Here is a 15,600-nt window from a genome sequence, read left to right on the forward strand (position 1 = left end):
CAACAAATTACCCTGTATGTGTTGTGCTCTTTATGATTTGGGAGAGCTCCTGGCTGATTATTTGGGCACGAGAACCCTCTCGAAGTTTGACCAGCAAGCAGTATTCATTGATTAGAAAGAGTAAAAATGGGATCCGACCAGTTGTTGAGAAGCACATCAGCCGGCAAGGGCCTTGTTTGAGGATTTCTTCGAGGATAAAGGAGAGATGCAGGAAGATAGCCGGATCAAAGTTTTGAAGACTGCATTCTCCTGGATTGTGGAAGTTGAGAACGCTATGTCGGTCAAAAATAGCACATTCAGTTACTGCTTGTTGTGCCTTGATTTGCTGAAAGAGCTCTTCCCAGGCACCTTTGTTAACAGTGACACTCGTTTTTTCATGCTTTAAGGCAAAAGAAGGGCCAGCGGGATCACTTGATAGGGCATGTCCACCTTGTGTGCCCTCATCTTTTATGCAGTGCGCATTTAACAGTATGGATTCTATGGTCGCATTAATTCTCCCCTCCTGTCGCCTGCATATATTATCGAGTTCGATTTTGGTCTTTTCCCAACAAATTATCTGGTGGGCTGCATTCTCTCCGCGCAGTTCGTCATATTCAGCATCAATGAGGTTCCCTTCAAACATGTAGAGGTAACCCATTTTGTTTGCAGAGGTAACCTTAAGGGTACAGCTTTTCTTTTCCATTTGTAATAACTGCAAAAAACTGGCTGGTGTTATCCCCTGGATATAGCTTTTTGAATCTTTGCCAAGCCCCTCAAATATGGCTTTTTCTAATGTGTCTAAGTCAAGTGGCTTTTCTAGGTAGTGAATGGTTTCGTACTGAGCCAGCCGCGATTCGATCTCTGGAGTACCAAAAGCAGTCATGACGATAACAGGTAGCTGGGGCAATTCCCGACTTGCCCACGCCAATAATTCAAACCCATTCATGTGGGGCATTTCGAGGTCTGTTACAAGGAGATCAACCTGATTGTTTTTCAAGACCTCTACAGCTTCCTGCCCATTGCCTGCCGTTAAAATGGTGAATTTGTCCTCATGGATTTTGAATCCATCCTGCAGAGAAAGCAGGAATGATTTTTCGTCGTCAGCAATTAATACGTATTTCATGCTACTAAGCGATATTCTCAGTTATAAGTTGTCTTCTTGGCTTACTGGTAATCCTATGGTCACGCAGGTTCCCTCCCCAACTGTACTCTCTATGTCAATGCTGCTGTCCATTCGAGCCAGCAACTTTTGGGTAATGACCAGTCCCAGACCATTGCCGGAAGGTTTACTTGAGTTAAATGGCTGGAAAAGACGTTTCTTTTGTTCAGGAGAAATGCCGCAACCGTTGTCTTTGACGGTAATCCAAAGGATATTGTCCCTTATGGAGCCGGTTAAATGAATTTTCGGAGCAGAGGCTTTTTCAAGAGCATCAGCGGCATTGGAAATGATGTTAAGTAAAACCTGGTTCATTGCCCGTGGATCAATTTGTACTTTTCGTAAACTTGCTGATATATCTAAAGTGAACAGGATCCCCCTGTTGCGCAAATCCACTTCAGCAAGTGATTGGAAGGTTTTTAGATACTCTTGAATAATTATATCAGTGACATTGACAACTTCAAACATGCTGAAGTTTTTTAGTGACTTCAACAGGTATTCTACTCTGCCTATATCTGCCAGGCTTCGGTCTACGTACTCTTCAACCGTTTGTTGAGAAAATCGGTTCAGGTTTTGCCTGAGGACGCTCAATGTCATTTTCAACGAGTTAAGCGGGTTGCCCACTTCATGGCGGATGCCGGAAAAAATAAAGCCAAGATTGTCTATGCTGTTTGCCGCTTGAGCGATAGCCTCAAGGCGCATTCTTTCGGTTATGTCGCGGATGAAAATAGCACAGTACCTTTCAGCTATATGGTAGATGGAATACCCAAGTACCTTGTCATTGTGTTTAACCATTCCTGAAATGGTATCTGGTACCCCTCGTTTTGCGAGAACTTCCTTTTGGTCAAAGAAAAGGGAATAGATTTTTTCAAAATCACCTGAGGTGTCAACTTCGCCAATAAGCTCAAAGTAGAGGGGATTTTGATATTCGATTACGGATTCGAGTACATCAAGGACGACAATGCCAACGTCAATTCTATCTATAATCTGGTTGAGATCCCAAGTCGGCGCAGTAGAATGAGAAGCCTCGGTGTTGAAGCTTCCCAGGCCTGGATGGAGCGGATTGCCGGTACGATGTCGTGAATGTGTATTGAGTATAGCGGCAGAGTTATGGTGAGAAGATTTTGTTTCCATATAATATATGGCCTCAAAAAAACCGGAAATGCAAGAAGAAAACGTAGGTGTCTACATGTCTATAAAGAGGGAGGTGTCTGAAATGTTAGATAAAAGGGGCTTATTGTTAAAAATGCAACCCTTGACTACGTGGAGTAAGCGATACCGGTGAACGAAAATCGGAGGAACCGAGGGGAAACTCTGCAAGTTGACTATTTTATTGTGTGCATTCTTGACTGTAACTGCTCACAGGAAGTATAACTCCTTGATTTATCATAACTCAAATCTGTAACTGAAGATTTAATCAATTCTTGTCAGCCCACATCCCACGTCCTTGGAGTCTTGAAAATGCTTCTATCGATATCCAGGTGTTGCAGAAGTTCTCTTTGCAGTTCTTTGTGTCCACCAAGGCGTAGCCTTCTTGTATGAGGTGTTTGTTCAAAATTTGACCACTGATATACACCAAAGCAGCAGGTTGGCCATGTTCATCAATGGTTACCTCGTTAACAGCAATTTGTCTTCCTGTAACCAGAGAAGCGATGGTTTCGTTTGTCTGGTTTGCATAGGCCTGGCTTAATTCCGGAGTCTTTATGCCGTAGAGACGTATTGTAATTTGTTCGCTGTCACGTTCAACGGTTATCGTATCATTATTGGGCCCGGTTATTGCCTTGCCACTCCAGCATAAAGCATGGGCTGGGATAAGAATACACAATGCTGCAAGTATCAGGTGTTTTTTTATAATCATTTTGTTGATATTACTGCGGCCCGTTTTTGTTTGTATCTATAGAAATGGTGCTATGTTTTCCTGCGTTTGGGGTTGGTTTGGATATGGTTGACTTGTCGGTGAGGGTACATTGCAAAATAAGGTAGCAAACAGTAATGATAACGAGTGCGGCAATATGCCATGGCTTTATTTTTTGCTTAATAACCGTTTTGTTGGTGTCTGTTTGTCGGTCACTATTATCCTGTTTTTTTTTAGGAGTAGCTTAACGGCTTAACGGCTTAACGGCTTAACGGCTTAACGGATTGATGGAGGTAAACAAGCATTAGATTACTTTTTGTGCATGTTGGTTAACAGCGTAATGTATATCTATACCTTCACCGTTATTGCGAAGCCGTCATTTCGCCTAACTGTTGCCGGGATGCAGCAAAGGATGTTTGGTCTGGACGAGTGCTATTTTTTATTACCATTCAACAGTACCCGGCCATATACAAACCCTGTGTTACTTCCTTTAATCTCACCCCGCGGATAGGCTACTTTCCATCCTGCATAGAGGACTACAGAACCGAGACTTCCGACCTCTGCTGCTCATCGCGTTTGCAGATAGCTTGTATCCTGCGTCCGGCTGCGCCAACGCACTAGCCGATTGACCCCATTATTTCTTCTTGAAAATTTTCATCATTGATCAGTTTCATTGCAATCACCTTACACACCTCGGCAGGTAAAGATGTGCTGTCTTGTGCTGCGACATCAACGGAGACTTCTCCCGCATCATCAATAGTGAGGACAAGCGCTGCTTGATTTTCATGTAATTCCATGTTTATGATCCTTTGAAAGAGTTAGGTGAAAATATTTCTCTGTCTGTCGGGGTGATTTTTTAGCTTTTCGAGCACCTTGAAAAAATGCTTTTTCTTCCAATTTTGCTGTCACGCTCAAAATTTTATCCTCGGAGGTAAGCAGAGACGCTTATATCAAATATATGCCTGCGGAAAAATGCATCTTGCTCTTTGACCTTGATAAGAAAATTTATTTTTTCAAAGTACCCTTTATTTTGTCGTTTTTTTAGGTGGTTTTTTTCTTTTTGTCTCTATCATAGAGACTCTCTATTTCGTACTCTTTGCCGGCGACCATAATGTCGAGATCACCATCATTTTCAAAAATGTATTGAAAGGGGATAACGTCGGTTTTTTGAAAACGGTTGAGGTTACAATTTTTACCTTGATTGGTTACCATTTCATCATTTGGAGAAGTGCATTGTTCTTCAAATCGCGAACGTTCACTGCTACAGGCAGAAAGAGCGAGGAGCGCGGAGAATTAAGCAAAGCTTTTGGCGCGGAACAGCATAAGCTCTCCATGCAGTAATAAGTTTATTAATTTTAAAGCAGTATAGCACAAAGCTGGAATTTGGACGCAGTCTATTTTTTTTGTAAAGGATATCTGCTTTGGCAGAGTGCGTTCGTGCTAATGGAGGCCTTGTTGGAAGAGGTTGACTGTCCTGTAGAAAAAAAGGACGATTGTTGGTTTCCTCTTATCATAATTTTATCACTACGGGGTATCTTAACTAACCAGAATTTTCGTTTAACGTTGAGACGTGCTTAAGAAATTATCACAGGTATATCCTTAATGTCGGAGTCTAGGAGTCTGTCGGACTGAACCCTTTTTCCTCGACCAGGCAGGCTAGCCAGAATTTCTCATGAACTTTTTGATTTGAAACTTAAATGTTTGATATTGTTACTTAAAGGATAGTTGTACAATTAACAGTCTGTTTTCAGCTTAAATCAAAAAGTTCCCCCTTTGGGTCAATAGATTTTTCCTCAGGATCTGCGTTACAAGCCACTTGCGGTAGTTTAATATCGGAGTCTTCGCTTACCTGCTGCGCGGCTTTTGCCTTGCCCTGCGAAAAACTTTATTGATGAGAAATCTGGACTAGGGCTTACCACCGATGGTAATTTTTAAGCATAACGAAAAGGCAATTATGCAAGATGGCCCACTTGTATGGAAAGAATCATGGACTTAACGACCTTATTGGGGACAACCTTTGATTGCGCCTGCGGCAGGCGTCACCAAATCCCGACCGAAAAATTGATATATGGCCGAGATGCTTTTACAGCGCTACCGCAAATAGTGACAGACATAACCGACGGGCAAAAGTGTTTGCTTGTTGCTGATCAACGCACCTGGGAAAAAGCTGGGGAAAAAGCAGCCGGGGAACTTGAGGCATCCGGGCTGCAGGTCTTCTGTTTTATTGTTCCGGACAAGGATGGTGAGGAGCCGACTGCCGATGAGCAGACCAAAGACTACCTCATGCAAAATGCTCCTTTAGCAGATCTGTATATAGCCGTGGGTAGCGGCGTTATTAATGATCTGGTCAAATGGGTGGCATATTTACAAAGGAAGCCCTACGTAAGCGTACCTACTGCCGCCTCCATGAACGGGTATGCGTCCGCCAATGTTGCGGCAACGGTCGACGGCCTCAAGGTGTTGTTTCATGCTGAGGCGTGCCGGGCAGTGGTCGCGAACCCGGATATTATCAATAATGCTCCGCAGGAATTGACTGCTTCGGGCCTTGGAGATGTGCTTGCCAAATCGGTGAGTTCTGCCGACTGGAAACTCAATCAATTGCTTTTTGGCGACTATTACTGCCAGTTTGCCGTTGACCTGCTCAAAGATTTGGAACCAATCTACCTGGAAAATCCAAAGCAGATTCGTAAAAAAGATCCGGTTGCCCTGCAGGCACTTTTTGAAGCGCTGTTTTACTCCAGTGTTGCCATGACCATGACCGGAACCTCTTCGCCGGCTTCTGGGGGAGAGCATCTTATTTCCCATACCCTGGATATGCTGGCTATCCGCGATAACAAAAAGCATGATTTGCATGGCAGACAAGTAGGTGTCGGCTCCATCTTGAGTGCTGCCATATATGAAAAGGTGATGCAGCTTGAAAAACCTTTTTTTTATGAGGTGCCGCAGCAGGTTAACCAGGCATTTTGGGGGAGTCTTTTCCCTATCGTAGAGAAAGAGTACCAACAGAAGTTGGTGCGGATAAAACAGGCGGTTGATTATCTGCAGCAACCGGCAAACTGGCAGCTTTTTAAAAAGACCATTCAGCCGGGCCTGGTTCCGCCCATTCAACTCAAAAAATGTTTGCTGGAGGCTGGTGCGGCGCATCGGTTTGAGGATATCCGTTATGATGGAATCGCACTGCCAAGAAAAAAGTTTGTAGACATTGTCACCCATGCCAACCAGATGCGTCAGCGTTTTACCATTCTTGATTTGGCGGCGATCCTGGGGATTATTCCTGATCAATTGGATGCCTTGGTAGATGAGTGGTTGAGTTGACAGTGTTTTCTTTCCATGGCAGTGCAGGGAATTTGGGTTGACAGGGCCAAGAGAAAATAGCTAGTACTAGCCTACTCCTCTTTTCCGAAAGGAACATTGGTGCTGCAGTTTGGGGTAAACAAGGCACTTGTGGTATGTGTGAGGAAGAGGAGAATGGTTGTTGGTATTGGTCCAGGTCAAGGCAAGGTTTTATTTGTTATTCGCCGAATCGTTGCTTTGACAAAATTTTACAGAGGAGGGGTAGCATGAAAAGGATGATGGCGCTTTTGATGGCGGTTCTGTTTGCAGTCGGCACGGCAACCGCCGCAGAAGAATGTAAGAATCGCGGTACGCTGGATGAAATGTATTGCGACGAAAATATGGATCTCGTTGCCGATACACCCAAAAACGAGGAAGATTGGAAAGATCCCAAAACGCTTGTTTTCACTTATACTCCTGTTGAAGATCCTGCAGTGTACAAAGATGCATTTGCAGATTTTCAGAAGTATCTGGAAAAGGCAACAGGGAAAAGAGTTATCTATTATACCGTGCAGTCAAATGCTGCAGAAGTCGAGGCCATGCGCTCCGGGCGGCTGCACATTGCCGGTTTCTCAACCGGGCCTACGGGTTTTGCCGTTAACCTTGCCGGTTATGTACCCATCGCTGTGAAAGGGTACCCGGATGGTTTTCAGGGGTATAACCTGATTTTGGTGACCAAGAAAGACAGCGGTATTAAAACCATGGAAGATATTAAAGGAAAGCGGGTTGCTCACACCTCTGCCTCTTCCAACTCCGGAAACCTTGCGCCCAGAGCTATTTTTCCACAACACGGCATTATCCCGGACAAGGATTACACCGTTGTGTATTCCGGAAAGCATGATCAGTCCATCCTTGGTGTTGCCCACGGTGATTATGATGCAGCCCCGGTGGCTTCCGATGTTTTTTATCGAATGGCAGATGCCGGAAGGATCAATGCCGATGATTTTAATATAATCTTTACCAGTCCCAAGTTTCCGACTTCTTCTTTTGGCTATGCACATAATCTGAATCCTGAGTTAGTGAAAAAGATTGTTGATGCTTTTTATTCCTACCGATTTACCCCAGCCATGCAGGAGACCTTTGGTAAGGCCGATCGTTTTTATCCTGTAACCTATCAAAAAGATTGGAAAGTTATCCGCGATATCGCAGAATCTACAGGCACTTCCTATAATCAGGCCGGTTTGAAAAAGATGGCTGAAAAGGAAGCGGCTAAAGCTGCCAAAAAGAAGGCCCAAAAACAGTAATCTGTTTTTTTTTTACTGCATCATGCCCCGCTAAAATACAGAGGGCATGATGTACTTTTTTTACAGGACCGGTCTGGGGACACAGTCAGCCGGTTCTGCATTACATGATCGCAGAGATAGGTTGAGAATGGCGTCTACAAGATCGATTCGGGTAGAAAACCTGGTAAAGGAATACACAGCCGGTAAGCCGGTGTTGAATGATATAAGTTTTACGGTGAGCGGCAAGGCAAGTGTAGCTATTATCGGCCCTTCAGGAACTGGAAAAAGTACTCTCATTCGCTGTGTTAATAAACTCATCCCCCCCACAGCAGGGAATGTGTATGTAAGTGATGAGAATATTACGGAGCTGAGCGGCAAAGCGCTACGGCAGGCAAGAAGAAAGATCGGAATGGTTTTTCAGGAATTTAACCTGGTTGAGCGACTTTCGGTGATGGAGAATGTTCTCAGTGGTCGGCTTGGCTATGTCTCTCCCTGGCGAGCCTGGTTGCGCAAATACCCGCAGCAGGACATTGACCGGGCATTCGAACTCCTGGAATCTATCGGTCTGATTGATTTTTTCAGGCAGCGTGCAGACAGTCTGTCTGGGGGACAGCGTCAACGGGTGGGGATTGCCCGGGCAATTATGCAGGAACCCCATGTGCTTTTAGCTGACGAGCCTACCTCCTCACTGGACCCGAAAACCAGTGTGGAAATTATGGAACTGCTTGTTGCTTTGTCCGAGGAACGCGGTATTCCCCTTATTATAAATATCCATGATGTTGAACTGGCAAAACGTTTTACCTCCAGGGTTATTGGCTTGTCAAAAGGGGGGATTGTGTATGACGGTTCACCGTCGGCACTGACCAATGAGCACCTGAAGGAAATTTATGGTGGGGAGGATTGGCTGCAATGAGTGCCGCTGTAAGTCAAAAATACGGCCCCCCTTTTAAAACGAACTGGTGGGTGCGGGCAGGATGGACATTGGCCTTTCTCTATGCGCTGTATGCGGCGAACTATTTGGATGTGTCGTGGGTTCGGTTTATTCAAGGGCTCGGTAACGGTGGCCAATTTCTCAGTGAGATGGTGCCTATTGACTTTTCAAGGTGGAAACTGCTCGTAGAAAATTTGATCGAGACCATTGAGATTGCCATCATTGCTTCGGCTTTTGGCGTTTTTTTCTCGCTGCCGATTGGACTCCTGGCTGCTCGAAATCTTATGCCGTCGTGGGTAACATGGGTGTTTCGAACATTTATTGCTCTGTGCCGTTCCTTTCATCCCGTCATTTTTGCAATTTTATTTGTTAAGGCTGTCGGCTTCGGTCCTCTGGCCGGCATCCTTACTCTTATATTCGCCTCCATTGGTTTTATCGGTAAGCTTTTTGCCGAGGCCATTGAAGAGATTTCCCTGAAACCTATTGAGGCATTACGTGCTTCCGGTGCGCCTTTTATCAGCGTGATTTTGTATGGGGTATTGCCGCAGGTGCTCAATCGTTTTATCGGATTTTCTTCCTACCAGTTTGATGCCAATTTACGGAATTCAACCATGGTTGGTATTGTCGGTGCCGGTGGGATCGGTGGGACGCTTTTTGCCGCATTCCAGCGCTTTGATTACGATTTTTTAGCCACTATTCTTATCTCTATCATTGCCCTGGTTATGGTCAGTGAATTTATTTCCGTTCAGATTAAAAAGGTTTTTCAATGAGTAGTGCTTCCAACCATACCTGGAACAGGTTTACCCTGGCCCAGAGGCTGGCCAGGTTTACTGTCTTTCTTGGTTTTGCAGTGGCTCTTTCCGCTTCGTTGCGTACGGTGGAAGTCATTCCTGAATTCCTCTACGATGCCCCGACACAGGTAATTGATTTACTGGGGAGAATGTGGCCGTTGGATCTCTCTTATTATCCAGGCGGCATCCACGATGCCATGGTGGAAACCCTGCACATAGCCACCCTTGGTACCCTGCTTGCCATTGTCCTGGCGGTTCCTGTGGGTATCATGGGGGCCAATAATATCGTACGCCTGCCCCTTTTGAACTGGCTTGCAAAGCTTATTTTGGTTTCATCCAGGTCGGTTAATTCGCTGGTGTGGGCGCTGCTGTTTGTTGCCATTTTCGGCCCGGGCCCGTTGGCAGGAACGGTATGTATCGGATTTCGCTCCGTTGGGTTTGTGGGGAAGCTTTTTGCTGAGGCACTGGAAGAGGTAAATCCTGGACCAGTGGAGGCACTTACGGCAGCAGGTGCTCCATGGCCGTCTGTCTTTTTGAAAGGATATTGGCCGCAGGTTGTTCCGGCATTCTGGGCTATTTTTCTTTTCAGGTGGGATATTAATGTACGTGAATCAGCCGTTATCGGCCTGGTTGGCGCCGGAGGGGTTGGCATGGTGCTCGACACGGCACTTAATCTTTTTTACTGGGATAGGGTTTCCGTCATTTTGTTGAGTATTTTTACGGTTGTTGTTTTAGCTGAGTTGTTGGTGACGAAAATCCGTAAACATATCATATGATGTGGGCGTAAAAGAATTCCAGGTTACCTCGTTAGGCCAAGGTGGTCGCCGGTGCAGGCTGGGGGGGTATCACTGAGCTGCTGCCAGTTTTTTTATGATAACAGGAATAGCCGGCGGAACTCGCCGGCTTTCCGTGGTGATGTTGCGGATCATCGACAGATGCGTTCCTTTGACCGTGATATGTGGAATGCCTTGCAGTCGGGTTGAGTCTACCGTAACCAGGCCATCGCCCAGGCCATTAATCATGGACTGCATGAATTCGCCTATCATGTCGACCTGTTGCCCGAATTCTGGAACTATTTTCTTGATCTTGTTCTTCATCCGGGTAATGTCACCTTTATTCCAGGGCGAGGAGATACCTGCAATAATGAGCAGATCGACTTCCTTGGGAAGTGGTCGTTGATTGAGTTCCGTCAAAAAAACGCTGTCCGGCAGGAGGTCTATTTGAGCCTCTCCCGCACCATCGAAAAAAGTATCCAGCCAATTGGCCCCGCCATTCATCAACCGGACAAAGTGGTCTCTGATTTCTCCAAGTAAATGGAGCCGGGCAACCTGTGATCCATGGTTAGGGGGTGCCACCATTATAAGCGTGTTCGTTTTGGGGACACGGTCTTCAACCTGTAATTCTTTGTACTGTACACTTGGGCTGGTCAGCAGATCGCGGGAGATAAGGCCACCCATGCTGTGGGAGACAATATTGATGGTGGTAACGCCCCGTTTTCTGAGGTCCTGCAACTCGCGGACAAACAGCAGGCTCGACTCGGTTATGGGTTGATCATTAGGGTAATTGAGCAGCCACACATTATATCCGAGGGTGTCAAGTGCCGGAGCAAGATTCATCCACACCTTTCCCGGATCATCGAGTCCGTGTACCAGAACAACTGAGGGGCGATTGAGGTCAATTGGGCGCGCATCTTGCGCCATTTTTAGGTAGGGAAATATACCGATGTTTTGAGAAAAAACTTTTGCTTGTTCCGGAAAGGTTGCCACTATTTTTTGTCGAACCTGGTGACGTAGTTGTTTGTTGTTTTCTGAGTGCATGTTGCCGACAACTTGCCATAAGGCAATCAACAGCAGGGCCAGCCCTGTTATTTTCAGGGGCGAAAAGGTTTTTTTTAGCCATTTGGTGCGATTTTTTTTCATGGGCATGTGCTATCAGCTTTGCAGGTGTGCCGGTTCGGCTGAATGGTCATTCTTCACATCCACTCTGTCCTTCCCGGTTTTTTTTGTTCAACAGGCCATGGCTGAAAAATGGTAAGAAACATCCCCTTGCATTGTCAATTTTTTGATTTAAAGGTGTCGGTAATATTTTTGGTGATAACTAGGGGCCGGTGAATGCTTGTGTACATGCATCCGTTGATATGTCTGTTGGATATGTCTGGTGAGTTGCTTTTTTTATGGTAAGGGGTACATTTGACGCTGGTAATTCTCTGTAGTTGTTATACTCTTTTTTTGTATTTAATTCTTAAAAATTAACTTTGTGCGGAACGATTAGATGGCTGATGTATCTCATAAAAAAAGTATCCCGGTGGGGCAGGCGGTTGGGATGGTTCTTCCCCATGATATCACGGAGATAGTTCGTGATGAATTTAAGGGGCGTGCCTTTAAAAAGGGGCATATTATTCGTGCTGAAGATATTGATCATCTGCGCCGCCTCGGAAAAGAACACATTTATGTTTTGCGGTTAACTGCCGAAGAGATACATGAGGATGAGGCGGGCTTATTACTTGCAAAAGCTTTGGCAGGTCCTCAAATTGAGTTTGCCGATGAAGTTGTTGAAGGGAAAATGACACTTAAGGCAGCTTGTAACGGTATTTTAAAAGTAAATAAAGAGGCTCTGCTGCAATTTAATATGCTGGGGGAGGTGATGTGTGCCACTCTACAGGCAAATACCCCAGTACAAAAGGGAGAACAGGTTGCGGCAACTCGCTTGATTCCGTTAGTGGCACGGAGGAGGCTGGTCAACCGCGCGGTATCAATAGCCACCGTGGAGCAAGGGGTTATCAGTGTTAAACCCTTACGATCGGTTAAGGCTGGGCTGGTAATTACCGGCAGTGAAGTTTATTATAAAAGGATAGAGGATCGTTTTGAGCAGGTCCTGCGAGATAAGCTCAAGGCATTGGATTCAGAAGTTGTAAGTGTTGGCTTTGCCCCTGACAATCCGCAGCATATAGCAGCGGAAATTCATAAAAGCCTTGCAATGGGAGCGGAATTGATTGTCACCTCCGGTGGTATGTCGGTTGATCCGGATGATGTTACCCGGCTGGGGATCAAGGAGGCAGGAGCGTCTGATATGGTGTACGGCACACCGGTTCTTCCCGGCGCGATGTTTCTTGTTGCACGAATTGGTGAGGTTCCCGTCATAGGGGTACCAGCGTGCGGTATGTTTCACCATATTACTGTTCTCGATCTTGTATTACCGCGTATCCTGGCCGGCGAATCCATAGGCAGAAGAGAGCTTGCCGAGATGGGACATGGTGGGCTTTGTCGTAACTGCAAGCAGTGCCGGTATCCTGTTTGTAGCTTTGGAAAATGATAAACAACGATTGATTCTCAAGAAGAGGTTCGTTAAACTTTCAAAGAGAGCTAACCCAAAGCACAAGTATGAGCCACGTTTTATCTGAAATCAAGGCAGGGTGGCTTGGCAGTGCAAATGCGCCTGACATGTCTGTCGAGTGGCATGGAATATGCTTTAAAATGGTTTTGATGTTGTACTGAATAAGCTATACTATACGGAAAATTGGGATTTGGTTCATCCGTAATGGCCTTAAAATGATAAAGAAAAGGTGCAGGTTAAAAAGCCAGATGGAGACTATACTCATGCGCAAAAAAAATATTCTTACCTGGTGCATTTTACTGGTGGTGTTCCTTCTTTGTATTGAGTCATCGTACGGGGCGTATACTCTGGACACCGATTTTGGCGACAATGGGCAGGTCAGTGAGTCATTTGGCGGTATAAGTAATAAAGGGTTTGCCGTTGTTGTGCAGCCGGATGGGGCTATTGTTGTCGCCGGCTCGAAATCCAGTTCTGCAGATCAGGACTTTTCGCTCATTCGTTACCTGGCAGACGGCAGCTATGATTCGTCATTTAATATTGATGGCAGGGTGGTGACATCCATCGGCCGGGCAGATGATGAAATTTTAGCAGTTGGCTTGCTTGCCGATGGAAGGATTGTTGCCGCAGGCTACAGTGAAAATGACACAGATCGTGATTTTGCCTTGGCATGCTACTTTCCAGACGGCAGCCTTGATCCAAGCTTTGGTGATCAGGGAACGGTTGTCATGCAGATTGGGCGCGGGCACGATGAGATTACCGCTCTTGCCGTTACCCCTGAAAATCAGATTGTCATTGCAGGGGTAGCCGAAGGTACCAGTGGTAGTGTGATTGTGGCCGGTCGTTTCTATGATGACGGATCCTTGGATGCAAGCTTTGGCGAAGAGGGCGTAAGCCTGATTGGTGTTGGAGACGCTGCCGTGGCCGAAGACGTTTTGATACAGGAAAGCGGCAAGATCATTATTTCCGGGTCATATGTGGAAAACAATGTGGCATCTTTGCTCCTGATCAGGTTGACTGCCGACGGGATTATTGATGCTACTTTTGGTAGTGAGGGGGTTGCAGTCCCCACTGACGATGCAGAAATATCGGAAGGGTATGGCATAACCGCTGCTGCAGAGGGGCGGATTTATCTGGCCGCTGCAGTGGAAAACGACAACCAGCTTGATGCGGAACTGTTTCGGTTTACGATTGATGGTGCACCTGATTTGAGCTTTAACAGCAAGGGTTCTACAACCATTTATGCTGGTCCGGAGGACGATGTTATCTATGACGTAGAGCTACTGAATGAGGACAAGGTCGTCGTTACCGGTTATGCGACCCAGGAGGGGATTCGTCGCTTTTTGGTGGCTACTTACACTACTGAAAGCGATTCGCCGGATTCTGTTGCGCAATCCGACAGTTCTTTGGCTGAGCCTGTTCGTATATCCTCTTTGCAGGTTGTATCCGGACAATTGATTGATGAGGTTGAGGGGGATGAAGACAGCCAGCAGATAGAAGTGCTGGATTCTTTTGAGCAGTTTGTGCATGAAGAACAGGTAACAGCTGAAGAGACGGAAACGGTTATGCAGGGGACGACACCAGCTGTCCATCCTGTAACGTCGATACTGCATGGTCTTTTAGATAGTGTCTCGTCTTTTTTCGTAGGGCAGGCCATGGCCGCCGAATCTGGCACTGAAGACGGTTCCGACGATGAAGACACGGTCACCGTGACCATTCTTGACTCTGAGGAGGGTGATACCTCCGGCAATGCCCTTTCTGTGCTGGATAGCGGCGAAGTTGTGGTCGTTGGTACAAGCACAGACCAGAATGACACCGATACGCTGACTGTTACACAACTCTCAAGTACCACAGAGAGCTCGGAAACCGTTTCCCTTGCCAGTGCAACCAGCAGCTATATTAGTACCACTCCGGTGACGGCAATCACCCGTACCGGTGCCTTGACCGGGGGCAGGATTCTGTCAGGATTAGGGACAGTAACGAAAAAAGGAGTGGTTTTCAGTATTGCACCTTATCCACAATACAAGAGTAGCGTGAGCAGTGATGACGAAGATACCCTCACCGTCTCCATTACCAATCCGAGCAGTGATGACGTGATTACGACAGAGTCTTTCACCCTCTCTGTTACTACCTCCCTTTCAAGCATGTGTGGTTATAATTCAGGAGAAGACACGGTTTTTGAGTCGATGACATCTTTTTCCAGTTCTTATACCACGAGCCACAGTGTGGATCTCGAACTAGAAAACGGAGATTATATTTATTATGTACGATGTCAGACCTCTGATGAAGAGGATGAAGGTGTGTCTTCCGTGGAATTTACTGTTGCAGTGGATACAACAACAGCCATGTTGGAAAAAATACTGCAGACCACAGGTAATTTTTTAGTGGCCGAGGCTGTGGCAGCAGATGATGATGACAGTGAAGAGGATTCAGGCGGACTGTTTGGTGGATCCTCCGACGGCTTTGACGAAGAAGGCGAAACCGAAGACGGGAGCGGCACCGGCACATACAGTTCGATTCTGGAAAACCTCAAGCCTGGAACAATCTTCTACGCACGGGCCTATGCGATTGTTGGTGGGACCGTATATTACGGCGATGAAGTTACTTTCAGGACCGATGATTCCTGTTTTATTGCAACTGCTTCTTATGGTTCTGTTTTTCACCCGATGGTGGAAATTCTACGTGATTTCAGGGATTCGTATCTTCTGCAAGTTGAACCAGGCAGGAAGTTCGTTGATTTTTACTACGCGGTTTCCCCGCCGGTGGCAGATCTTATTGCCTCCAGAGCATGGATGCGGTTTATTGTAAGGTTGCTCTTGCTGCCGTTTGTCGGTTTTTCATGGTTGGCGTTGCATACGGGGATCTGGCAGGCTGTGGGCATAAGTGTGGTTGGCGTATGGCTGGCAGGATATGGAGTTGTACGGACAAAAAGTGTTTTGAGTATGCGGGTGCAGCAGTAACTGCAGGCCGATATTTTAGAGAAAACAATGAGGATTGTTTAT

The 15,600-nt window shown here is 46.1% G+C and carries 13 protein-coding genes; 7 read left to right on the plus strand and 6 right to left on the minus strand.

The features are described from left to right. Window positions 1-7: 7 nt before the first annotated feature. From ACHZCY_RS22585 to ACHZCY_RS22605, 5 genes are all read right to left on the minus strand, one after another. Complete coding sequence (locus ACHZCY_RS22585; RefSeq protein ID WP_205220836.1) at window positions 8-1,102, minus strand: response regulator; 1,095 nt, start codon at window positions 1,100-1,102, stop codon at window positions 8-10. Between the two features lie 21 nt (window positions 1,103-1,123). Then, window positions 1,124-2,269, minus strand: coding sequence for a two-component system sensor histidine kinase NtrB (locus ACHZCY_RS22590; protein ID WP_319550490.1), 1,146 nt, complete (start codon window positions 2,267-2,269; stop codon window positions 1,124-1,126). Window positions 2,270-2,552: 283 nt separating this feature from the next. Next, on the minus strand, window positions 2,553-2,993 hold the full coding sequence (locus tag ACHZCY_RS22595) for a thermonuclease family protein (protein ID WP_319550491.1): 441 nt from the start codon (window positions 2,991-2,993) through the stop codon (window positions 2,553-2,555). 614 nt (window positions 2,994-3,607) lie between these two features. Next, window positions 3,608-3,787 (minus strand): twitching motility protein, encoded by a 180-nt coding sequence (locus ACHZCY_RS22600; RefSeq protein ID WP_319550492.1) that lies wholly within the window; start codon window positions 3,785-3,787, stop codon window positions 3,608-3,610. Window positions 3,788-4,031: 244 nt separating this feature from the next. Further along, window positions 4,032-4,202 carry a hypothetical protein gene (locus tag ACHZCY_RS22605; RefSeq protein WP_205220832.1) on the minus strand — a complete coding sequence of 57 codons (171 nt, stop codon included), beginning with the start codon at window positions 4,200-4,202 and terminating at the stop codon, window positions 4,032-4,034. Between the two features lie 774 nt (window positions 4,203-4,976). On the opposite strand from ACHZCY_RS22605, the gene ACHZCY_RS22610 reads away from it, so the two are divergent. The 5 genes from ACHZCY_RS22610 (at window position 4,977) to phnE (ACHZCY_RS22630) (ending at window position 10,044) form a co-directional block, all read left to right on the plus strand. Continuing rightward, on the plus strand, window positions 4,977-6,305 hold the full coding sequence (locus ACHZCY_RS22610) for a sn-glycerol-1-phosphate dehydrogenase (protein WP_319550493.1): 1,329 nt from the start codon (window positions 4,977-4,979) through the stop codon (window positions 6,303-6,305). A 254-nt stretch (window positions 6,306-6,559) separates the two neighbouring features. Continuing rightward, window positions 6,560-7,567, plus strand: a complete 1,008-nt coding sequence (gene phnD / locus ACHZCY_RS22615; RefSeq protein ID WP_394713465.1) for a phosphate/phosphite/phosphonate ABC transporter substrate-binding protein — start codon at window positions 6,560-6,562, stop codon at window positions 7,565-7,567. 127 nt (window positions 7,568-7,694) lie between these two features. Continuing rightward, on the plus strand, window positions 7,695-8,459 hold the full coding sequence (gene phnC / locus ACHZCY_RS22620) for a phosphonate ABC transporter ATP-binding protein (protein ID WP_205220829.1): 765 nt from the start codon (window positions 7,695-7,697) through the stop codon (window positions 8,457-8,459). After that, window positions 8,456-9,247: a phosphonate ABC transporter, permease protein PhnE gene (gene phnE, locus ACHZCY_RS22625; RefSeq protein ID WP_205220828.1), complete on the plus strand. Its 792-nt coding sequence runs from the start codon at window positions 8,456-8,458 to the stop codon at window positions 9,245-9,247. The genes phnC and phnE (ACHZCY_RS22625) overlap by 4 nt, the downstream gene beginning before the upstream one ends. After that, window positions 9,244-10,044, plus strand: a complete 801-nt coding sequence (gene phnE, locus ACHZCY_RS22630) for a phosphonate ABC transporter, permease protein PhnE (protein ID WP_205220827.1) — start codon at window positions 9,244-9,246, stop codon at window positions 10,042-10,044. Before phnE (ACHZCY_RS22625) ends, phnE (ACHZCY_RS22630) begins: the two co-directional genes overlap by 4 nt. Window positions 10,045-10,113: 69 nt before the next feature. On the opposite strand, the gene ACHZCY_RS22635 is transcribed toward phnE (ACHZCY_RS22630), so the two are convergent. Then, complete coding sequence (locus tag ACHZCY_RS22635; RefSeq protein ID WP_319550495.1) at window positions 10,114-11,187, minus strand: esterase/lipase family protein; 1,074 nt, start codon at window positions 11,185-11,187, stop codon at window positions 10,114-10,116. 352 nt (window positions 11,188-11,539) lie between these two features. Between ACHZCY_RS22635 and ACHZCY_RS22640 the strand changes: the two genes are divergently transcribed. Both ACHZCY_RS22640 and ACHZCY_RS22645 read left to right on the plus strand, forming a co-directional pair. Continuing rightward, window positions 11,540-12,580 (plus strand): molybdopterin-binding protein, encoded by a 1,041-nt coding sequence (locus tag ACHZCY_RS22640; RefSeq protein WP_205220825.1) that lies wholly within the window; start codon window positions 11,540-11,542, stop codon window positions 12,578-12,580. 284 nt (window positions 12,581-12,864) lie between these two features. Continuing rightward, entirely contained in the window at window positions 12,865-15,558 is a 2,694-nt protein-coding gene (locus tag ACHZCY_RS22645) for a delta-60 repeat domain-containing protein (protein WP_319550496.1), read from the plus strand. Window positions 15,559-15,600: the final 42 nt, after the last annotated feature.

It is taken from the genome of Desulfogranum marinum, assembly GCF_963675105.2.
Lineage (GTDB): Bacteria > Desulfobacterota > Desulfobulbia > Desulfobulbales > Desulfobulbaceae > Desulfogranum > Desulfogranum marinum.